Source organism: Streptomyces apricus (genome assembly GCF_008369065.1).
Lineage (GTDB): Bacteria > Actinomycetota > Actinomycetes > Streptomycetales > Streptomycetaceae > Streptomyces > Streptomyces apricus.
The window spans coordinates 16,320-37,451 of the sequence record NZ_VDFC01000085.1 but is presented as its reverse complement, the minus strand read 5'-3'; the positions used below and the strand labels follow the sequence as shown (position 1 = coordinate 37,451).

Annotated in this window: 18 protein-coding genes and 1 pseudogene; 12 read left to right on the top strand and 7 right to left on the bottom strand. The window is 71.4% G+C overall.

Annotation, left to right across the window (positions count from 1 at the left end; all coding sequences use genetic code 11):
* Positions 1 to 165: 165 nt before the first annotated feature.
* Positions 166 to 1,308: pseudogene (gene rhaI / locus FGF04_RS36585) on the bottom strand (L-rhamnose isomerase); the annotation flags it as partial.
* Between the two features lie 283 nt (positions 1,309 to 1,591).
* On the opposite strand from rhaI, the gene FGF04_RS36580 reads away from it, so the two are divergent.
* The 10 genes from FGF04_RS36580 (at position 1,592) to FGF04_RS36535 (ending at position 12,136) form a co-directional block, all read left to right on the top strand.
* Positions 1,592 to 3,109: a sugar ABC transporter ATP-binding protein gene (locus tag FGF04_RS36580; RefSeq protein ID WP_149515708.1), complete on the top strand. Its 1,518-nt coding sequence runs from the start codon at positions 1,592 to 1,594 to the stop codon at positions 3,107 to 3,109.
* Positions 3,106 to 4,146, top strand: coding sequence for an ABC transporter permease (locus FGF04_RS36575; RefSeq protein ID WP_149515707.1), 1,041 nt, complete (start codon positions 3,106 to 3,108; stop codon positions 4,144 to 4,146). Before FGF04_RS36580 ends, FGF04_RS36575 begins: the two co-directional genes overlap by 4 nt.
* Positions 4,139 to 5,131, top strand: coding sequence for an ABC transporter permease (locus tag FGF04_RS36570; protein ID WP_149515706.1), 993 nt, complete (start codon positions 4,139 to 4,141; stop codon positions 5,129 to 5,131). Before FGF04_RS36575 ends, FGF04_RS36570 begins: the two co-directional genes overlap by 8 nt.
* Before the next feature lie 122 nt (positions 5,132 to 5,253).
* Entirely contained in the window at positions 5,254 to 6,339 is a 1,086-nt protein-coding gene (gene rhaS / locus FGF04_RS36565) for a rhamnose ABC transporter substrate-binding protein (RefSeq protein WP_149515705.1), read from the top strand.
* A gap of 136 nt (positions 6,340 to 6,475) precedes the next feature.
* Entirely contained in the window at positions 6,476 to 6,796 is a 321-nt protein-coding gene (locus FGF04_RS36560; RefSeq protein WP_149515704.1) for an L-rhamnose mutarotase, read from the top strand.
* 172 nt (positions 6,797 to 6,968) lie between these two features.
* Complete coding sequence (locus FGF04_RS36555; RefSeq protein WP_149515703.1) at positions 6,969 to 7,994, top strand: LacI family DNA-binding transcriptional regulator; 1,026 nt, start codon at positions 6,969 to 6,971, stop codon at positions 7,992 to 7,994.
* Positions 7,995 to 8,196: 202 nt separating this feature from the next.
* Positions 8,197 to 9,498: an alpha/beta fold hydrolase gene (locus FGF04_RS36550; RefSeq protein ID WP_149515702.1), complete on the top strand. Its 1,302-nt coding sequence runs from the start codon at positions 8,197 to 8,199 to the stop codon at positions 9,496 to 9,498.
* Between the two features lie 79 nt (positions 9,499 to 9,577).
* A complete protein-coding gene (locus FGF04_RS36545; RefSeq protein ID WP_149515701.1) occupies positions 9,578 to 10,354 on the top strand; it encodes an SDR family NAD(P)-dependent oxidoreductase in 777 nt (258 codons plus the stop codon).
* A gap of 57 nt (positions 10,355 to 10,411) precedes the next feature.
* Positions 10,412 to 11,287 carry a pentapeptide repeat-containing protein gene (locus FGF04_RS41760; RefSeq protein WP_149515700.1) on the top strand — a complete coding sequence of 292 codons (876 nt, stop codon included), beginning with the start codon at positions 10,412 to 10,414 and terminating at the stop codon, positions 11,285 to 11,287.
* Between the two features lie 123 nt (positions 11,288 to 11,410).
* On the top strand, positions 11,411 to 12,136 hold the full coding sequence (locus FGF04_RS36535) for a DUF2470 domain-containing protein (protein ID WP_149515699.1): 726 nt from the start codon (positions 11,411 to 11,413) through the stop codon (positions 12,134 to 12,136).
* A 30-nt stretch (positions 12,137 to 12,166) separates the two neighbouring features.
* Here the strand turns inward: FGF04_RS36535 and FGF04_RS36530 are convergent, their stop codons facing one another.
* Both FGF04_RS36530 and FGF04_RS36525 read right to left on the bottom strand, forming a co-directional pair.
* Entirely contained in the window at positions 12,167 to 13,414 is a 1,248-nt protein-coding gene (locus FGF04_RS36530; RefSeq protein ID WP_149515698.1) for an FUSC family protein, read from the bottom strand.
* A 92-nt stretch (positions 13,415 to 13,506) separates the two neighbouring features.
* Positions 13,507 to 13,863: a hypothetical protein gene (locus FGF04_RS36525; RefSeq protein ID WP_149515697.1), complete on the bottom strand. Its 357-nt coding sequence runs from the start codon at positions 13,861 to 13,863 to the stop codon at positions 13,507 to 13,509.
* 172 nt (positions 13,864 to 14,035) lie between these two features.
* Here FGF04_RS36525 and FGF04_RS36520 point away from each other — a divergent pair, with 172 nt between their 5' ends.
* Positions 14,036 to 15,022 (top strand): phosphotransferase family protein, encoded by a 987-nt coding sequence (locus FGF04_RS36520; protein WP_149515696.1) that lies wholly within the window; start codon positions 14,036 to 14,038, stop codon positions 15,020 to 15,022.
* A 22-nt stretch (positions 15,023 to 15,044) separates the two neighbouring features.
* Here FGF04_RS36520 and FGF04_RS36515 read toward each other — a convergent pair whose 3' ends face one another.
* From FGF04_RS36515 to FGF04_RS36500, 4 genes are read right to left on the bottom strand one after another with little or no spacing between them, the layout of a single operon-like run.
* Positions 15,045 to 16,403, bottom strand: coding sequence for a GH1 family beta-glucosidase (locus FGF04_RS36515; RefSeq protein WP_149515695.1), 1,359 nt, complete (start codon positions 16,401 to 16,403; stop codon positions 15,045 to 15,047).
* A 50-nt stretch (positions 16,404 to 16,453) separates the two neighbouring features.
* Entirely contained in the window at positions 16,454 to 17,329 is an 876-nt protein-coding gene (locus FGF04_RS36510) for a carbohydrate ABC transporter permease (RefSeq protein WP_149515694.1), read from the bottom strand.
* A complete protein-coding gene (locus tag FGF04_RS36505) occupies positions 17,322 to 18,311 on the bottom strand; it encodes a carbohydrate ABC transporter permease (protein WP_149515693.1) in 990 nt (329 codons plus the stop codon). Before FGF04_RS36505 ends, FGF04_RS36510 begins: the two co-directional genes overlap by 8 nt.
* A 7-nt stretch (positions 18,312 to 18,318) precedes the next feature.
* Positions 18,319 to 19,635 (bottom strand): ABC transporter substrate-binding protein, encoded by a 1,317-nt coding sequence (locus FGF04_RS36500; RefSeq protein ID WP_149515692.1) that lies wholly within the window; start codon positions 19,633 to 19,635, stop codon positions 18,319 to 18,321.
* 167 nt (positions 19,636 to 19,802) lie between these two features.
* On the opposite strand from FGF04_RS36500, the gene FGF04_RS36495 reads away from it, so the two are divergent.
* Positions 19,803 to 21,107 carry an ROK family transcriptional regulator gene (locus FGF04_RS36495; protein WP_149515691.1) on the top strand — a complete coding sequence of 435 codons (1,305 nt, stop codon included), beginning with the start codon at positions 19,803 to 19,805 and terminating at the stop codon, positions 21,105 to 21,107.
* The last annotated feature ends 25 nt before the right edge of the window (positions 21,108 to 21,132 follow it).

The following is a 21,132-nucleotide window of genomic DNA, read 5'->3' as shown; positions in this document are numbered from 1 at the left end:
CTTAAGAAGAAGAGAGAGGGGAAGCCCCCTAAGGGGCGCGGGGAACTGCGCGATCAGCCACGTACGACCCGCGGCCGGCCACGGACCTCAGGCCCACGGCGAGTGAGCCGCAATGCGCAGGCGGGGTGGGGGGCGTAGCCCCTCCGACCCGCCTGCGCATTGCCGCTCACTCGCCCCCACCTGCTCCGCGGCAATCTTCTGAGCCCACCCGGAGCGGTGATACGCCGCGATCGGATCGGCATCCAGCCCGAGCTCCTCGCGGACCTCCGCGACCACCGGCCGCACATCCGTGTTGTACGCGTCCATCAGGACCGCGTTCGCGGCGAGCACGTCCCCGGCCCGCTGCGCGGCGCCCAGCGCGTCCCGGTCGACGAGCAGCGCCTTCGCCGTCGCCTCCTGCACGTTCATCACGGACCGGATGATCGCCGGGATCTTCGCCTCGATGTTGTGGCACTGGTCGAGCATGAACGCCACGTCGGACGTGAACCCGCCGCCCCGGATGACCTCGTACATGATGCGGAACAGCTGGAAGGGGTCGGCGGCACCGACCATCAGGTCGTCGTCCGCGTAGAACCGCGAGTTGAAGTCGAACGCGCCGAGCTTCCCCTCCCGCAGCAGCGTGGCGACGATGAACTCGATGTTGGTGCCCGGCGCGTGGTGCCCGGTGTCGACGACGACCTGGGCCTTGGGGCCGAGCTTGAGGCAGTGGGCGTACGCGGTGCCCCAGTCCGGCACGTCGGTCGCGTAGAAGGCCGGCTCGAAGAACTTGTACTCCAGCAGCATCCGCTGGTCGTCGCCGAGCCGCTCGTAGACCTGGGCGAGACCCTCGGCGAGCCGGTCCTGGCGCGCACGGATGTCGTCCTGGCCCGGATAGTTCGTGCCGTCCGCGAACCACAGCTTCAGGTCCTTGGACCCCGTGGCGTCCATGATGTCGACGCACTCCAGCAGGTGTCCGACCGCCTTGCGGCGCACAGCGGCGTCCGGGTGGCAGATGCTGCCCAGCTTGTAGTCGTCGTCCTGGAAGGTGTTGGAGTTGATCGCGCCGAGCTTCAGGCCGCGCTCCTCCGCGTGCTTGGCCAGCGCCGCGTAGTCGTCGACCCGGTCCCACGGGATGTGCAGCGCCACGGTGGGCGCGGCCCCCGTGAACTCGTGCACCTTCGCCGCGTCGTCGAGCTTCTCGAAGGGATCGCGCGGGACGCCGGGCTGCGCGAACACCTTGAAGCGGGTTCCCGAGTTCCCGTACGCCCACGACGGCGTCTCTACTGCCTGGGTCCTGAGGGCGGCCTTCACCGCGGCGAGCTCGGTCACTTCGGGGCTCCTGTGACTTCCGTTGTGGCATCGGTTCTGAACGCCTTTTGAACACCATGGCTCTGAAACGATTCAGAAGGCTGAAGCTATGAGCCCCCCGAAAGGCTGTCAACCCCTCCGGCGCTTCCCTCTTCCCGTGACTCGGTTGTGACCTTTGGCTATCGAAAATTTCGGCCGGTACCCATTGACGTGACCTGGGCTACATGTCTAACGTCCCGGCAACCTAGTTGAAACCTTTCACGACGTCGTGAGGCCACACCGCCCGCGTCGTTGAGGAGCCCTCATGACTGACCGGTCCGACGCGGGTCCGGCCCCCGTGCTGGCGCTCAGGGACATCTCGAAGTCCTTCGGCGCCGTACGCGCCCTGCGGGACGTGTCCCTGGAACTGTTCCCCGGCGAAGTGCACGCACTCGCCGGGGAGAACGGCGCGGGCAAGTCGACCCTCATCAAGACGCTCGCCGGCGTGCACCGACCGGACGCCGGTCAGGTGCTCCTGGACGGCGGGCCCACCGTCTTCCACGGTCCCGCCGACGCCCGCGACGCGGGCATCGCCGTGATCTACCAGGAGCCCACGCTCTTCCCCGACCTGTCGATCGCCGAGAACATCTTCATGGGCCGCCAGCCGCGGCGCGCGCTCGGCCGCATCGACCACAAGGCCACGCACGCCGCGACCCTCGCCCTCATGAAGCGGCTCGGCGTCGAGCTCGACCCCGACCGCCCGGCGCGCGGCCTGTCCATCGCGGACCAGCAGATCGTCGAGATCGCCAAGGCGCTCTCCTTCGACGCCCGCGTCCTGATCATGGACGAGCCGACCGCCGCCCTCMCCGGCAGCGAGGTGTCCCGCCTCTTCGGAGTCGTGCGCACCCTGCGCGAACAGGGCTCGGCCGTGCTGTTCATCTCGCACCGCCTGGAGGAGATCTTCCAGATCTGCCGGCGGGTCACCACCCTGCGCGACGGCGCCCTGATCTCCAGCGAGCTCCTGGACGGCATGACCGAGGAGGACCTGGTGCGCCGCATGGTCGGCCGCGACCTCGACGAGCTCTACCCCAAGCAGGACGTACGGGCAGGCGAGGTCGCCCTGAGCGTGCGGCGGCTGACCCGCGAGGGCGTCTTCACCGACGTCTCCTTCGACGTCCGGCGCGGCGAGATCGTCGGCCTCGCCGGTCTCGTCGGCGCCGGCCGCACGGAGGTCGCCCGCGCCGTCTTCGGCGTCGACCGCTGGGACGCCGGAGAGGTCGAGCTCGACGGGAAGAAGCTGACGAACGGCGCGCCCTCCACGGCCATGGCCGCGGGGCTCGCCCTCGTCCCCGAGGACCGGCGCGCCCAGGGCCTGGTGATGGACATGTCCATCGAGCGCAACATCGGCCTCACCGGACTCCGTACGACCGTGAAGGCCGGTCTGATGGACCGCGGCGCCGAACGCAGCCGCTCCCTCGACTGGGCCGTCAGGCTCCAGGTCAAGTACGCCCGGATCGCCGACACCGTCAACACGCTGTCCGGCGGCAACCAGCAGAAGGTCGTCCTCGCCAAGTGGCTGGCCACCGGCCCCAAGGTGCTGATCGTCGACGAGCCCACCCGCGGCATCGACGTCGGCACGAAGGCCGAGGTCCACCGGCTGCTCAGCCAGCTGGCCGCCGACGGGGTCGCCGTCCTGATGATCTCCTCCGACCTGCCCGAGATCCTCGGCATGGCCGACCGCGTCCTCGTCATGCACGAAGGCCGGATCACCGCCGAGATCGCCCGCACCGACGCCACCGAGGAAACCGTGATGGCCGCAGCCACGGGGAGGGTCGCCGCGTGACGGTCACCGCTCCCGAAACCGCCCCCGCCCCCGAGGTGCCCAAATCCAGCGGCACCCGGCTGGTGGACCGCGTCTTCAAGATGCGCGAACTGGCCATCCTGGTCGTCTTCCTGGTGATGATCGTCATCACCCAGATCGGCAACAGCGACTTCCTGTCCGAGCAGGGCATCAAGGACCTCCTGCTGAACGCGACCATCCTCGTACTGGTCGCCACCGGCCAGTCGCTGGTCGTCATCACCCGCAACGTCGACCTGTCGGTCGGCTCGACGCTCGGCATCAGCGCCTTCGCCGCCGGGACCTACCTAGAAGGCGGCGGCGACTCCGTCGTCGCGGTGGTCCTCGCGGTCCTCCTCGGCGTCGGCTGCGGCCTGGTCAACGGACTGCTCGTCAGCCTCGGCCAGGTGCCCGCGCTCGTCGTCACCCTCGGCACGCTCTACATCATCCGCGGCATCGACTCCATCTGGGTCGGCTCCCGGCAGATCACCGCGGCCGGACTGCCCGACGGCTTCATCGACTTCGGCGCCGGCGGCATCTCCGCCGTGCCGTACCTGGCCCTGATCGCACTGGCGGTCCTGGTGGCCACCGCGTACTACCTCAAGCACTTCGGCAGCGGCCGCGAGCTGTACGCGCTGGGCTCCAACCCGGAGGCCGCCCGCCTCGCCGGCATCCCCGTGCGCAAGCGGATCCTCGCCGCCTACACCTTCTGCGGAGCCCTCGCGGGCCTCGCGGGCGCCCTGTACCTCGCCCGGTTCGGCAACGTCGACTCCGGCACCGGCAACGGCTACGAACTCACCGTCGTCAGCGCGGTCGTGGTCGGCGGCGTCGTCTTCACCGGCGGCTCCGGCAGCGTCTACGGGGCGGCCCTCGGCGCGCTGCTGCTCACCTCCATCAACAGCGTGCTGCCCGCCCTCGGCGTCAGCTCCGTCTGGGTGCTCGCCATCAACGGCATCCTGCTCATCCTCGCCATCGCGGTCGACCGGATCGTCGCCCTGCGCGTGGCGACCGCCCTGAAGAAGAGGAACGCCCGCCATGGCTGACTCCGCCCTCACGCGCGCCGTCCGCTGGGACACAGTGGTGGGCGCCCTCCTGATCGTCGTCCTGCTGCTCTCCTTCACCACCGTGGACGGCTTCGGCAACGCGCTCAACCTGTCGTTCCTCATCGGCAACACGCTGCCCATCGCGCTGATCGCGCTGCCGATGACGATGCTCGTGGTGTCCGGCGAGATCGACCTCTCGGTGGCCTCCACGGCGGGCCTGTCCGGCGCCGTGATGGGCGCCCTGTGGAACCAGGGCATGACCATCGAGACGATCATCCCGATCTGCCTGCTCCTGGGCGTGGTGTGCGGGCTGGTCAACGGACTGCTGGTGACCCGCCTCGGCCTGCCGTCCCTGGCCGTCACCATCGGCACCCTCGCCGCCTACCGGGGCATCGCGCAGATCGTGCTCGGCTCCGACGCGGTGACCGACTTCCCCTCCCAGTACCTGGACTTCGCGGCCGGACGCATCGGGGACACTTTCATCCCGTACGCGTTCCTGCCCTTCCTCGTGCTGCTCGCGATCGCCGTGGTCGCGCTGCACGCCACCCCGTTCGGGCGATCCCTGTTCGCGGTCGGCGCCAGCGAGGAGGCCGCCCGGTTCGCCGGCATCCGGGTCAGGCGGCAGAAGCTGATCCTGTTCACCGTGACCGGGCTCATGGCGTCGCTGACCGGCATCTTCTGGGCGCTGCACTACGCCAGCGCCCGCTACGACAACGCCACGGGGCTCGAACTCTCCGTCGTGGCGGCCGTCCTGCTCGGCGGCATCGACTTCGACGGCGGCAAGGGGACGCTCGGCGGTGCGATCGCCGGAGTCTTCCTGCTCGGTGCGCTCCAGAACGTCATGAGTCTGCAGGACGTCTCCGCGCAGTCGCAGATCGTCGTCACGGGTGTGCTGCTCGTGCTGTCCGTGCTCGGGCCCCGGGTCGCTCGGCAGGTGTCCGTCGCCCGGGCCGGGCGCCGGGCGGCGCGCAGTTCCACGGGCTAGGCCGACAGGGCTCAGCTGGTCAGGTAGTCGTCAGCTGCGGGCCGTCAGTGGCTGGTCGCGCAGTTCCCCGCGCCCCTTTGGGGCGCCCCGCCGTACTCAACCCTTCTTGTAAAGGACCCATCATGCGCAAGTCATCCCTCCGTCGAGCCTGTGCGGTTCTCGCTGCCACCACCTCTCTGGCCCTGGCCCTCACCGCCTGTGGTGGCGGGACCTCCAAGGACGACGTCAAGGACGAGGGCGGCTCGAACGCGGCGGCCGGCAAGGCCGACCCGAACGCGGCCACCAAGAAGGGCCTGACCGTCGGCTTCCTGCCGAAGCAGGTCAACAACCCGTACTTCACCTCCTCCGACAAGGGCGGCGAGAAGGCCCTCACCGAGCTGGGCTCGAAGTACAAGGAGGTCGGCACCAACAGCGGCACCGACACCGCCGGCCAGGTCTCCTACGTCAACACGCTCACCCAGCAGCAGGTCGACGCCATCGCCGTCTCCGCGCAGGACCCGGGCGCGCTGTGCACCTCGCTCAAGCAGGCCATGAAGAACGACATCAAGGTCGTCACCTACGACTCGGACACCAAGACCGACTGCCGCAACGCCTTCGTCTCGCAGGCCAGCGCCGAGGACCTGGGCCGCACCGAGGTGCAGCTGCTCGCCGAGCAGATCGGCTACAAGGGCGAGATCGCGATCCTGTCCGCCGCGCAGACGGCGACGAACCAGAACACCTGGATCGACTTCATGAAGGACGAGCTCAAGGACCCGAAGTACAAGGACATCAAGCTCGTCAAGACCGCCTACGGCAACGACGACGCCCAGCAGTCCTTCCAGCAGACCCAGGGCCTGCTCCAGGAGTACCCGAACCTGAAGGGGATCATCTCCCCGACCACCGTCGGCATCAAGGCCGCCGCCCAGTACCTGTCGGGCTCCAAGTACAAGGGCAAGGTCAAGCTGACCGGCCTCGGCACCCCGAACGACATGCGCAAGTACGTCAAGAACGGCACCGTCGAGGCCTTCGAGCTGTGGGACCCGGCCAAGCTCGGCGAGCTGGCCGCCCGCACCTCCGTCGCGCTGGTCTCCGGCCAGATCACCGGCAAGGAGGGCGAGACCTTCAAGGCCGGCGACATGGGCGAGTACACCATCGGCAAGGACGGTGTGATCAACCTCGGCAAGCCGACCGTGTTCAATGCGAAGAACATCGACCAGTTCGACTTCTGACCGTCCGTTTCCGACCGTCCGCCGGCACCGCGGCACCGCGGCACCGCGGCACCGCGGCACCGCGGTACGGCAGTCCGGCAGCTCGGCGGCCCGCCCGGCGGCATCCCACCCCCCACCGAATCCGGAGCGGTACGTCATGCAGCGCGTCTGTTTCCTGCTCAAGGTCCGTGCGGACCGGCTCGACGAGTACCGCGAGCGGCACGCCGCCGTGTGGCCCGAGATGCGCGAGGCGCTCTCGGCCACCGGCTGGCACAACTACTCGCTCTTCCTGCGCGAGGACGGCCTGCTGGTCGGATACCTGGAGACCGAGGACTTCGCCGCCGCGCAGGCGGGCATGGAGGCCACCGGGGTCAACGCCCGCTGGCAGGCCGAGATGGCGCCCTTCTTCGAGGCGCTGGACGGCGCCAGGCCCGACGAGGCCATGAAACCGCTCGGCGAGGTCTTCCACCTCGACTGACCACCGTGCCCTTCTTCCCCTCTGTACCAGGTCAGGTCCACCGGTACGACGCCGTCGGCGCTGCGTGTCACCGACCTCGCCCCACCCGTACGACGGAGTCCGTTCCGGGTGGGCACGCGGGTAATGTGGCCGCGTGCCCACCACTCCCCGTTCCCCCGGAGGTAACCGCCTGATGGCCCAGTCGGTGGGTATCAAGGACGTCGCCCGAGTCGCCGGAGTCTCCGTCGGCACGGTCTCGAACGTCATCAACCGCCCCGACACGGTGGCGTCCGAGACCCGCGCCCGCGTGCTCTCCGCCATCGACCGGCTCGGTTACGTCCGCAGCGAGTCGGCGCGCCAGCTGCGCGCCGGGCGCAGCCGGATCATGGGCCTGCTCGTCCTCGACATGGGCAACCCCTTCTTCGTGGACGTGGCGCGCGGCGCCGAGCGGGCGGCCCGCGAGGCCGGCCTCGGCGTGATGGTCTGCAACAGCGCGCAGAGCGCCGGCGAGGAGGCCGACTACCTGGCGCTCTTCGCCGAACAGCGGGTACGGGGCGTCCTGTTGACGCCCGCCGACGCGACCGGCCGCAACATCGAGGCGTTCCGCCGCCACGGCATCCCCTTCGTCCTCGTCGACCGGGTCGCCGAGGGCACCACCGAGTGCTCGGTCTCCGTCGACGACGTCGCGGGCGGCGCGCTCGCCGTGCGGCACCTCGTCGACGCCGGGCACCGCTCCATCGCGTACGTGAGCGGGCCGCCCGGACTCAACCAGGTCGCGGACCGCCGCACGGGCGCCCTGAACGCCCTCGACGAGGCCGGACTCGGCCCGGAGTGCCTGCGCGAGCTGCCCACCGAGCGCCTGGACGTGGCCGCGGGCCGTGACGCGGGAGCCCGGCTCCTCGGCCTCGCCGACCGTCCGACCGCCGTCTTCTGCGCCAACGACCTGCTCGCCCTGGGTGTCCTGCAGGCCATGTTCGCGGCCGGCGTCGGCGTCCCGGACGACCTCGCGATCGTCGGCTACGACGACATCGAGTTCGCGGCGGCCGCGGCCGTCCCGCTGACCTCGGTGCGCCAGCCCGCCGTGACCATGGGCGCGCTCGCCTCGGAGCTCCTCCTGGAGGAGACCGGGGCCGGGACGTCCCCCGTCCCGCACGAGCACCGGCGCGTGGTGCTCCAGCCGGAACTGGTCGTCCGCCGCTCAAGTCTCCCGCCCCGCTGACCCCCCGGACACCCCGAACCGTTCGGACCGGCCGGACCGGCCTGCCGGGCGGCGGTCCGTGCTGAGCGGTCGTTCAGTACGTTCGCGCCCGGAGTCTGATCGGCCGGTCAGTACGCATTTCTTGATCCCCGCCCTCGGCGCGCCGGAGAACTTGTGCTGAACTGGTTCGCGATCAGGAATCCGTCCGTCTCGGGAGCCCCTTTTGAGTGCCACTTACCGTCAGCCCGGTGTCGTCCTGCGTGACCACCGGTTCACCGTGCCCCTCGACCACGACGCCCCCGACGGCGAGACGATCGAGCTGTACGCCCGTGAAGTGGTGGCGAGCGACCGGGTGGACCGGGACCTGCCGTGGCTGGTGTACCTCCAGGGCGGCCCCGGCTTCGGCGCCAACCGTTTCGTCGGCAAGCAGGCCTGGCTCGGCCGCGCCCTGGAGGACTTCCGCGTCCTGCTGCTCGACCAGCGCGGCACCGGCAGCTCCACGCCCGCCAACCGGCAGACGCTCCCACTGCGCGGCGGCCCGCGCGAACAGGCCGACTACCTGGCCCTGTTCCGCGCCGACTCCATCGTGCGCGACTGCGAGGCGATCCGCCCGGCCGTCACGGGCGGCGCCCCCTGGACGGTCCTCGGCCAGAGCTTCGGCGGCTTCTGCGCGACCCACTACCTCTCCACCGCGCCCGAGGGCCTCAGCACGGCCCTGATCACCGGGGGACTGCCCACCCTCGACGGCCACGCCGACGACGTCTACCGGGCCGCCTACCCGCGCATCGAGCGCAAGGTCGCCGCGCACTACGCGCGTTACCCCCAGGACGTCGAGCGGGCCCGGCGGATCGCCGAGTACGTCCTGACGCACGAGCCGGTCCTGAACGGCGGCTACCGGCTCACCGTCGAGGCCTTCCAGTCCCTCGGCATCCTCCTGGGCGGCGGCGAGGGCAGCCACCGGCTGCACTACCTCCTGGAGAACGCCTTCGTGCGCACCGCGCAGGGCCCGGCCCTCTCCGACGCCTTCCAGGAGGACGTCCAGTCCCTGCTGTCCTACGCCGGACACCCGCTGTACGCGCTGGTCCACGAGGCCTGCTACGCCCAGGGCGAGCGCCCCACCGCCTGGTCCGCCGAGCGGGTCCGCGCCGACTTCCCCCAGTTCGACGCGGCCAAGACCCTCGCCGGCGACGGCCCGGTCCTGTTCACCGGCGAGTCCGTCCACCCCTGGACCTTCGACTGCGACCCCGCCCTGCGCCCGCTGCGCGAGACGGCCGACCTGCTCGCCGAGCGCACCGACTGGCCGGTCCTGTACGACGCCGGCCGCCTCGCCGCCAACGAGGTCCCCGTCGCCGCGGCCGTCTACCACGACGACATGTACGTCGACACCGACCACGCCCTGCGGACGGCCCGCACGATCCGCGGCCTGCGCACCTACGTCACGGACGAGTTCGAGCACGACGGCGTACGGGCGGGCGGCCCGAGGGTCCTGGACCGCCTGCTGACATTGGCGAGGGACGAGGCCTGAGAGCCCCGTAGGGGCGCGGGGAACTGCGCGCTCAGCCACATCGGACCCGCAGCCGAACTCCCGTGCCTAGTGTGATCCCATGAGGCGATTCAACGATCACACAGTCCTGATCACCGCCGCAGGCCAGGGCATCGGCGAGGCGACAGCACACCGCTTCGCCGCGGAAGGCGCGAACGTGCTGGTCACGGACCTCGACGCCACCCGCGCCGAGCGGGTGGCGGACGAGATCAGGGCGAAGGGCGGCACGGCCGCACCGCACGCGTGCGACGTCGCCGACCGCGCCGCCGTCGAGGCGGCGGTCGCCGCCGCCGTGGACTCCTTCGGCGGGCTCGACGTCCTGGTCAACAACGCCTACGCGTGCCACACCGACCCGCCGTCCTTCGAGGAGCACGAGGACGGCCCCTGGTACGAGGACTTCGAGATCACGCTGCACGGCGCCTACCGCTGCATCCGCGCCGCCCTGCCGCACCTGGCGGCGGCCGGCGGGCGGGGCGCAGTCGTCAGCATCGGATCGGTCAACGCCGAGCAGCACTTCGGCTCCCACGCGTACAGCGCGGCGAAGGCCGCGCTGGCCTCGCTCACCCGCACCGTCGCCGTCGAGGTGGCGCCGCGCGGTGTGCGGGTGAACCTCGTGGAGCCCGGCACCGTCCGTACCAATGCTTGGGACGGCCGGGGCGAGATCCTCGAACGCGCCACCGCCCACTACCCGCTGGGCCGCGTCGGCGAGCCCGCCGACATCGCGTCCGCCGTCGCCTTCCTGGCCTCGGCGGACGCGTCCTGGATCACCGGGGTGACCCTGCCGGTCGACGGCGGTCTGCTGGTGAGCAACCTGGCGATGCTCCGCGACATGGCGTAGGCCCGCCCGGGCTGCCCTCATGATCGGCCCGGGCGCGCACTGCGTAGGGTGGCAGGCATGCGAGACGAACCCGGCGGCACGGCGACGGACCACGCGGAGCTGACGGCGGACTGCTCCCGCTGCTTCGGGCTGTGCTGCGTCGCGCTGCCCTTCGCCGCCTCGGCGGACTTCGCGGTCGACAAGGCCGCGGGCACCCCGTGCCGCAACCTCCGGGCGGACTTCGGCTGCGGCATCCACGCGGAGCTGCGGCAGCGCGGCTTCAGCGGCTGCACGGTCTACGACTGCTTCGGCGCCGGCCAGAAGGTCTCGCAGGTCGTCTTCGGCGGCGAGGACTGGCGCTCGCGCCCCGGGGACGAGGCCCGCCTGATGTTCGACGTCTTCCGGACCGTACGGCACCTGCAGGAGCTGCTCCGGTACCTCACCGAGGCGCTCGCCCTGCCCGCCGCCCGGCCGCTCCACGCCGAGCTGCGCCGCGCGCTCGACCGGACCGAGGCGCTCACCCGCCGGGCACCGCAGGAGATCGCCGAGCTGGACGTGGCGTCGGTCCGGCAGGACGTCAACGTCCTGCTGCTGCGCGCCAGCGAGCTGGCCCGCGCCGGTCTCGGCGGGGACGCGAAGGGCAGGAACGGCAAGAAGGGGAAGAAGGGTAGGCCGAAGGACCGCCGGGGCGCCGACCTGATGGGCGCCCGGCTCCGGGGCGCCGACCTGCGGGGCGCCAACCTGCGCGGGGCGTACCTCATCGCCGCCGACCTGACGGGCGCCGATCTGCGCGGCGCGGACCTGATCGGTGCCGACCTGCGCGACACCGACCTCACGGACGCCGACCTGACCGGCGCCCTCTTCCTCACCCAGCCGCAGCTGCAAGCCGCCAGGGGGAGCGCCGGCACCCTGCTCCCGCGGTCGTGCACCCGCCCCGCCCACTGGACGGCGTGAACCCCGGTACGGCGAACCGCGTGGAGAAGCCGCGGTGAAAAGCCGCCGTGATCGGCGCAGCGTGGTTGGCGTACACCCCGAACTTCTGTAGGTTAGGCAAGGCTTACCTAAGGGAGGTTCGGGATGGGTGACCGTCACAGTTGGACGGCCGCACCGGCCACGGCGCAACGTGCCAGGTCGGTGCTTGCCGCGGCGTGGTCCTGCGCGGTGACCGCGGAAGGCGGCCGGGAGGAGTTCATCGGCGTGCACACGGTCGCACCGGACGGCCGGGTGCTGCTGCGCCTGCCGGACGACAGCGCGCTCGGCACGGCCGCGATCTGCGCGCCGCGCGGGGAGCCGTCCGCCGTCCTGGAGTTCGCCGACGTCTCACCCGTCCCCGTGCGCCACCGGATCCGCGCCCGGCTGTGGATGGCGGGCTGGTTCACGCCCGAGGACGAGCACCTGACCTTCCGTCCGACGCGCGCCGTGCTGCGCGGGCCCGGCGGGGCGGTCGTCGTCGACCTCGACGAGTACGCCGCCGCCGAGCCCGACCCGCTGGCCCTCGCCGAGGCGCAGTTGCTGACCCACCTGGCGGACGCCCACCCGGACGCCGTCGAGCGGCTGACCCGCCTCGTCGAACCGGAGAGCCTGCACGGCGCCGTACGGGTGCAGCCGCTCGCCGTGGACCGGCACGGGCTGACGCTGCGCATCGAGCGCGTCCGCAGCCACGGGGACGTGCGCCTGCCCTTCCACCGTCCGGCGGACGACGTCGGACAGCTCACCGAGCGCATGCACGTCCTGCTCACCCAGGCCGGCACGGCTGGCTGCCCGCGCACGCTGCAGCGCCAGCGCACGGAGAGCGAGGGCTGAGCCGGCCGGGCCCGTCACCTGCCGGGCCCGTCACCTGTTGCGGCCCGCGCCGGCCGGGCGGCCGCGCCGCACGGTGCGCAGGCGCCGGTTCAGGCGGTCCAGGCGGGGCATGCGCTCGCGCTGTTCGCGCGTGCAGCGGTCCAGCTCCTCCAGGAGCCGGCGGGAGCGGTGCTCCATGTCGAGCTCGTCGAGGATCCGGGTGACCTCGGTGACCACGGCGCCGTACAACTGCCACTGGCGCGCGTCCCGCTGCACCTCCGTCAGCAGCAGCTGGGCCAGTTTCTCGCGGGTGGCCGTCGCGGCGGCGAGCTCCGAGGCGAGCCGTGACTCGGCCGACTCGGCGCTGCGGCTGACGTCGGTGGTGACCAGGACCGCGAAGCTGACCACGGCGTCACCGACCTCGGACAGCAGCTGTTCGAAGGTCGCCCCGACGTGCGGCTCGAACAGCGGCTCGGGCTCGCGCTCCTTGGCCAGGTCGGTGAGGGTGCGGGCGAGCACCCGCAGGACCACCGTGCAGATCTCCAGCGTGTCGAGGCCGGTGCGCAGGACGACCCGGTGCAGCAGCCCCTCCCGTACGCGCGGGTTGAGCCGCAGGCTGTCCTCGGCCTGCTTGAGGGCCGCGTCCACGTCGACGATCTCGTGGTCGAGCCGGCGCGCCTCGTGCAGCCGCTCGGCGGCGACGGACGCCGGGGTGCTGCCGGACGCCTCCTCGCCGACGCGCCGCATCAGCCGCCGCATCCGGCGGGCCAGGTCCTCGATGGACTCACCGGCGGCGCCGGTCCACACCGGGGGAGCGAACAGCAGGTTGCAGCCGAGTCCGACCACGGCGCCGATCACCGTCTCCAGGATGCGGGCCCAGGCGGTGTCGCCGATCCGGGTGACGCCGAGGACCAGCATGGCGCTGATCGCCACCTCGGGCACGAACTCGCTGACCCGCACCAGGTGGCCGACGGCCAGCGAGGCCAGGATGAGCAGTCCCAGGCTCCACCAGGTGAGCCCGACCAGCGCGCTGAAACCGATGGCGACGAGCACCCCGGCGACCACGGAGTTCACCCGCCGCACCCCGGTGGTGAGGGTGGAGTAGAGGGTGACCTGGACGACGAGGAGCGCGGTCAGCGGAGCGGTCAGCGGTGCGGCCTCGGGACTGAAGTGCAGGGCGACCACGTAGGCCAGCGTGGCTGCCGCCGAGGACCGGACGGACTGGACGATCACGGGCTCCTGGCGCCATTTCGCCAGCCGGGTGGCGCAGGAGGCCCACACCTCACGTACATCTCGCATCCTTGGCCACTTCCCGTTCGACGGGCGCACCGAACACATCCGGAAGATCTGACTCCGTCGAGGCCCCCCTCCCTCCGTGCTTCCGGCCGGGGTCAGGCCTCGTCGTCCGGGCGGGACAGGCGCAGCGCGAGGGCCCGCAGCAGGTCGGTGCTCTTGATCTCGGAGCGGCCCGTGTCGTGGACCTCGGCGAGTTCCGAGAAGAGGAAGGCGAACGCGCCCACGAGGGAGATCGCGGCGGGCATCAGGGCGTCGACGACGGCCTGGCCGGCCTCGGCGGGGGTGGCGTCGCCGGGCACCTCCACCGTCGGGAAGACCTCGGTGACCAGTCGGCCCAGCTGGGCCTCGCCGGCGTCCATGTCGGCCGCGGTGTCCTCGTTGAGCCGGCGCACCATTTCCTGGGTCTCGGTCAGGACGCCGATCGCACGGAGGATGATCTCACTCTGTTCCATGCGTGGAGCTTAGGCGCTCCGCTTTTTTCGGGTTCGAGGGCGAGGGTTGTTCGGTGGGTGCGGGTTCCTAGGGGCTGGGCGCGCCCGCGCGGCGGAGCCGCACATGTCGCAGCCCCGCGCCCCTCAGGGGCGGAATCCGTAGCCTGAGCCGTGGACGACGGGATGGTGAGGCGTGTCCGAAGGGCGGGTTCGGCGGGTTCTGGAGGCGGCCGGGGTGTCGGCCGGGCTCGTTTCGTGTCGGGGGCTCAGCGGGGGGACGTACAACGCCGTCGAGGAGGTGCTCCTCGACGACGGGGGCCGGTACGTGCTGAAGACCCCGCCCCCCGAAGCCGTGCCCGGGCTGCGGCACGAGCGCGATCTCCTCGTCTCCGAGGCCGAGTTCTACCGGGCGGCCGCCGCGGCCGGGGTGCCCGTGCCTCGCGTGGTGGCCGCCTCCTTCGACGCCTCCGGCCCGCTCGGGCGGTACCTGCTGATGACCGCCTGCCCGGGGGACATGTGGGGCAGCGCGTTCACCGCGGACGAACAGGGTGCGCTGCGCGCCGAGTTGGGGCGCCACGTGGCGCTGCTGCACCGCGTCCCGGGACCCGGGTTCGGCTATCCGTCCGGGGCGCTGGGGCCCCTCGCCGCCGACTGGGGCTCGGCCTTCCGCGGCATGTACGCGGCCGTCCTGGACGACGCCCGGCGGTACGGGGCCCGGCTGCCCCGGTCCGTGGACGACGTGGCCCGTACGGCCGCCCGCGCGTACGGCGCCCTCGACGAGGTGGCCGTCCCCCGGCTGGTCCACTTCGACCTGTGGCGGGGGAACATCCTCGTCGAACGCCCGGCCGGACCGGACGGCGCGCCCGGGATCGGCGGGCTGATCGACGGCGAGCGCATGTTCTGGGGCGATCCGGTCGCCGACTTCGTGTCCCTGGCGGTGCTCGGCGACATCGAGCAGGACCGGGACTTCCTGGCGGGCTATCAGCAAGCAGGCGGGCGGGTGGAGTTCGACCGTCCGGCCCGCCTCCGCCTGGCCCTCTACCGCAGCTATCTCTACCTGATCATGCTCGTCGAGACGGTGCCCAGGGACATGGGGGCGGAGCACGACGCCTGGCTCCGGGACCGGGTGGCCCCGGAGCTGGTCGCCGCCCTCGACGAGCTGGACCGGCCGGCCCGGTGAGGCGCGGCCGGCCCGGTGGGGGTCAGGCGGCCCGGCGCTCGCTGCCGCCGTGCTCGCGGATGATCTCCGCGTACCGGCGCCCGCTGCCCTTCACCGTGCGCTTCTGCGTCCGGTAGTCGACGTGGACGAGGCCGAACCGCTTGTCGTAGCCGTAGGCCCACTCGAAGTTGTCCAGCAGCGACCACGCGAAGTAGCCCGCGAGCGGGGCGCCCTTGCGCACCGCCGAGGCGCAGGCCGCCAGGTGCTGTTCGAGGTACTGCGCACGCTCGGGGTCGTGGACGGTGCCGTCCGGGCGCACGACGTCCGGGTAGGCGGAGCCGTTCTCGGTGACGTACAGCCTGCGGGCGCCGTACTCGTCCGTCAGGCGCAGCAGCAGGCTCTCGATGCCGGCCGCGTCGACCTCCCAGTCCATGGCCGTGCGCGGCACACCGGGCCGGCGGACCTCGGTCGCGTACGGGGCCGGGCCCGTCGGGTCGTCCGCGATCGCCGACGGGAAGTAGTAGTTCAGCCCCAGCCAGTCCAGCGGCTGGGCCATCGTCGCCAGGTCGCCCTCCCGCTCGGGCAGTTCGACGCCGTACACCTCGCGCATGTCCGCCGGGAAGCCGCGGCCGTGGACCGGGTCGAGCCACCAGCGGTTGGTGTGGCCGTCCATGCGCCGGGCCGCCGCCACGTCCTCGGGGCGGTCGGTGGCGGCCTCGACGCTGGACAGGTTGTTGACGATGCCGACCTGCGCGCCGGGGGCCGCGGCGCGGATCGCCTGGGTGGCGAGGCCGTGGCCCAGCAGCAGGTGGTAGGAGGTGCGGACCGCCGCCGTGAGGTCGGTCAGGCCCGGGGCCATCCGGCCCTCCAGGTGACCGATCCAGGCCGAGCACAGCGGCTCGTTGAGGGTCGTCCAGTGCTGGACGCGGTCGCCGAGGCGCTCGGCCACGGCCGCCGCGTACGCCGCCAGGTGGTGCGCCGTGTCGCGCTCGGACCAGCCGCCCCGGTCCTGGAGCACCTGCGGCAGGTCCCAGTGGTAGAGGGTGACCGACGGGGTGATGCCCGCCTCCAGCAGCCCGTCGACCAGCGCGTCGTAGAAGTCCAGCCCCTTGCCGTTGACCGGCCCGTCGCCGCCCGGCACCACCCGCGGCCAGGCGACCGACAGCCGGTAGGCGTTGGTGCCCAGCTCCTTCATCAGGCCGATGTCCTCGCGCCACCGGTGGTAGTGGTCGCAGGCCACGTCCCCGTGGTCGTCGCCGTCGACCTTCCCCGGGGTGTGCGAGAACGTGTCCCAGATGGAGGGTGAGCGGCCGTCCTCGGCCACCGCCCCCTCGATCTGGTACGCCGAGGTGGCCGTGCCCCACAGGAAGTCCTGGGGGAGAGCGGCGAGATCGATGGTCACGGAAGTCCTCTCGGGGTGGGGGGTACCGGTCGGTGTGCGGGGTGGTGTGGTCACTTGACGGCCCCGGCGGTCAGCCCGGCGACCAGGTAGCGCTGGAGCAGCAGGAACCCGGCGACCACGGGCACGCTCACCACGAGGGAGGCGGCCATGACCTGGTTCCAGTACACGTCGTTCTGGGTGGCATAGCCCTGCAGGCCCACGGCGAGCGTGCGGGTGGTGTCGTTGGTCATCACGGACGCGAACAGCACCTCGCCCCACGCCGTCATGAACGCGTACACCGCGACGGCGACGATCCCGGGGACCGCGGCGGGCACCACGACCCGGAAGAGCGCGCCGAGCGGTCCGCAGCCGTCCACCATCGCGGCCTCGTCGAGGTCGCGCGGCACCGACTCGAAGTACCCGATCAGCATCCAGATCGAGAACGGCAGCGAGAACGTCAGATAGGTGAGGATCAGGCCGAGCCGCGAGCCGAAGAGCGCGATGCCGGTGCTGTTGCCGATGTTCACGTAGATCAGGAACAGCGGCAGCAGGAAGAGGATGCCGGGGAACATCTGGGTGGAGAGCACGGTCACGGTGAACAGGCGCTTGCCGCGGAAGCGGTAGCGGCTCACCCCGTACGCGGCGAAGATCGCGATCACCACCGACAGGACCGTCGCCGCGCCCGCCACGATCAGCGAGTTGACGAAGTACTTCGCCAGCGGGACCGTCGACCAGATGTCGATGTAGGGGCGGATCGTCAGCCCGCTGGGCAGCCAGCGGAACTCACCCGACACGTCCTGCAGCGGCTTGAGCGAGCTGGAGAGCATCACGTACACCGGCAGCAGGACGAAACCGGTGAGCAGCGTCAGGAAGATCCGGCGCGACCAGACGAAGGAGCGGGGCGCGGCCATCGGCGAGCGCCGCGCGGTGGTCGGGGTGCTAGACATCGGCGGCCCTCCGTCCGCGGGAGGTCAGGACGAGGTAGACGCCCGTCACGACCAGCAGGAAGAGCAGGAGCAGCACGGACATCGCCGAGCCGGCCCCGAAGTTCCACGTCACGAACGACGACTGGTAGATGTGGATCGAGATCAGGTCGGCGGCATCCGGCGCCGCCCTGCCGAACAGCACGAAGGGCGTGTTGAAGTCGTTGAACGTCCACAGGAACAGCACGAGGACCAGCACCTGGTTCACCGGCCGCAGCGACGGCAGCGTGATGCGCCGCAGCTGCTGGAGCATCCCGGCTCCGTCGATCGAGGCCGCCTCGTACAGCTCCTTCGGGATGTTCTGCAGGCCCGCCATCACGATCAGGAAGGCGAACGGCCAGCCCTTCCACACCGACACGACGAGCAGCGCGACGAAACTGTTGTCACCGATCAGCCAGAAGGACGGGCTGTCGGTCAGGCCCAGCTGGTCGTGCAGCACGTGGTTCACCAGGCCGTTGTCCCGCTGGAACATGAAGGCCCAGGTGATGACGGCCGCGTACACCGGCAGCGCGTACGGCACGAGGAACACCGCGCGCAGGAAGCCCCGCCCGCGGAAGTTCTCCTGCATGTAGACCGCGGCCGTCGTGCCGATCAGCCAGCACAGGCCGACGGACAGCACGGTGAACGCGCAGGTGACGAAGAACGAGTGGAGCAGCGCCTTGCCGATGGGCGCGTCGAAGTCCACGGACACGCTGTAGTTGTCGAACGCGGCCCAGGGCGCGGCGCCCCAGTCGCGGATGTAGAACTGCGTGAGCTCCTTGAAGCTCATGACGATGCCGATGACCATCGGCACCAGGTGGACGAGGAGTTCGAGGAGCAGGGCGGGCAGCAGGAGCAGGTACGGCAGGGCGCCGCGGCGTACCCGCCCGGTGCGGCGGCGCGGGACGGGCGCCGTCGCACCGGGCGGTGCTTCCTTCCCGACCGCGGGCTGTGCGGTCACGGTCATCGAGCGCTCACTTCTTCGGCATCTGCTGCTGGGCCTCGTCGAGCTTCTCCTTCACGGAGGCCGTGGTGACCTTCCGGCCGGCCGCGGCGTCCGCGAAGAGCTCCTTCACGGCCGTGCCGACCGCCGTCTCGAACTGCGACTCGTTCGGCACCTGGGGCAGCGGGGCCGCGCTCGTGGCGAGCGTGTCCCGGATGACCTTCAGGGCGGGCGTGTTGAACGCGGGGTCCTGCTGGGCCGCCTTGACCGGGGGGATGGACCCGTAGGTCTTGTTGAGGATCGTCTGCTCGTCCACGCTCGTCATGAAGTTCACGAACTTCACGGCGCCGTCGACGTTGTCGGTGTTCTTGAAGACGGCCATGTTGATGCCCGCCACCATGGAGTTGACGGCCTTGTCGGCGCCCGGCGTGCCGGACTGCACCGGCACCGGAGCGACGCCCCACTCGTCGTCGCTCATGCCGTGCGCCTTGAGCGTGGCGGCGGCCGTCTGCCACAGCACCATCGCCGTCTTGTCCTTGGCGAAGTCCTGGAGGGACTGGTTCTGCGCGTACTCGGCGTTGCCGGGCGCGACGACCTTGTCCTTGCCCATCAGGTCGACGTACTGCTTGACCGCCGCCACCGCCCCGTCGGAGGTGAAGTCGGGCTTGCCCTCGGCGTCGAAGAAGTCGGCGCCGTGCTGCTTGGCGAAGACGAAGACGTGGTGGATGTTCTCCGACAGGTTCGACCCCTCGGCGCCCAGCGCCCACTTGCCGCCCTTGGAGATCTTCTTCCCGTCGGCGACCAGGTCGTCCCAGGTCGCGGGCGGCCCGGAGATCCCCGCGTCCTCGAACATCTTCTTGTTGTAGTAGAGCGCGTACGCCATCGAGTACAGCGGCACCGCCGCCGGGTCGGAGCCGCTCGCGCCCGCCGAGCCGAGCGCCGACTCGACGAAGCGGTCCTTGCCGCCGATCTTGCCGAAGTTCTTCTCGTCCCACGGCAGCAGGGCACCCGTCGCCTGCAGCGAGGCGGACCAGGTGTTGCCGATGTTCAGGACGTCGGGGCCCTGGCCCGAGGTCGTCGCGGCCAGGATGCGGTTGAGGAGGTCCGACCAGGGGACGACCTCCAGCTTCACCTTGATGCCGGTCTGCTTCTCGAACTTCTTCAGCTCGGGCGTGAGGATCTTCTTGTCGGCCTCGATGCTCGGGCCCTGGTTGGAGGCCCAGTAAGTGAGCGTCTTCGGCGAGTCGTTGGACCCGCCGTCCGTCGACGAGCCACCGCCGCAGGCGGTCACGGCGGCCAGCAGTGAAACGGTGACCGCGCTCGCGGCGGCGGCTCGGGTTCTGCGCATGACGTCAGGCGTCCCTTCCTGAGGGAATGCGGGAGGTGTCGTGCGTTCACTTCCCGAACGACCCTCACGGCTTAATTTAGGACGTGAGTTAAGACCCGTAAGAAAGTCGCGTCAAGGGTTGGCGCAGCGGTATCTTGCAGGTCGGGGGTCCGGCGGGAAGGAACCACATGGCGGGGCGGAACGGGCGCACGGTGCGTGACCTGCGACGGGGCAATCGCACGGCGGTGCTCAGACGGCTCTACTTCGACGGACCGATGAGCCGCTTCGAACTCGGTCCGGCCACCGGACTGAGCTCCGGCTCCATCAGCAACGTGGTCGCGGAGCTCGTCGCGGAGGGTCTGGTGGAGGAGGCGGGCAGCGTGGACTCCGACGGCGGCCGTCCCCGCACCCTGCTGCGGGTCGCGCCCGCCAGCGGCCACATGATCGGCGTGGACGTCGGCGAGACCCGCGTGCGCGTCGAGCTCTTCGACCTGGCCCTGACCGAGCTGGCCCGCACCGACCGGGCGCTGGAGCACCAGGACTACGACGTCGGGGTCATCGTCGGCCACATCCGGGACGGCGTCGCGGAGGTGCTGGCCACGGCCGGCATCGCCCCCGAGCGGCTGCTCGGCGTCGGCATCGGCGTCCCCGGCATCGTGGAGCGCACCGCGGCCGAGGGCGCCGTGGTGCACGGCCAGACCATCGGCTGGCCGTCCGTCCCGCTGGAGTCCCTGCTGCGCGCCGCCTGCGGGCTGCCGGACTCCGTCCCGTACTTCACCGACAACGGTGCCAAGACCCTCGGCCAGGCCGAGATGTGGTTCGGCGCCGGGCGCGGCGCGCGCAACGCGGTCGTGGTCCTCTTCGGCTCCGGCGTCGGCGCCAGCCTCGTCTCGGACGACGTGGAACTGGGCCGCGCCGTGGAGTGGGGCCATCTGACGGTACGGGTCAGGGGGCGCCGCTGCCGCTGCGGGGCGCTCGGCTGCCTGGAGGCGTACGCCGGGGCCGAGGCGCTGCTCGAACGCTGGGAGGAGGCCGGGGGACGGCCGCCGAAGGGCGTCGACGAGGAGACGGCGCTCACCGCGATGCTGGCGGCGGCCTACCCGGTGGAGGGCGGCGCGTCCGCGGCCGATCCGGTGGCGCTCGCCGTGCTGGAGGAGACCGCCGAGTACCTCGGCGCGGGCCTGTCCGACCTGATCAACCTCTTCCAGCCGGAACGCATCCTCATCGGCGGCTGGGCCGGGCTCCAGCTGGGCTCGCGCTTCCTGCCCGCCGTCCGCGCGCACGCCGTGTCGTACGCGCTGCGCCACCCCGCCGGGCGGGTCACCATCGAGCTCGGGGCCCTGGGCCCCGACGCGGTCACGGTCGGCGCGGCGATCCTGCCGCTGGCCGACTTCTTCGCGCGCGGCGGCCGGCGCGCGGGCACGGAGGCGGGGACGGGGGACACCCCGCCGCCGGCCTGGCGCGCGGCCCTGGAGGAGCGGGCCCCGCACTGAGACGCGCGGGCCGGGCGGACGGGTC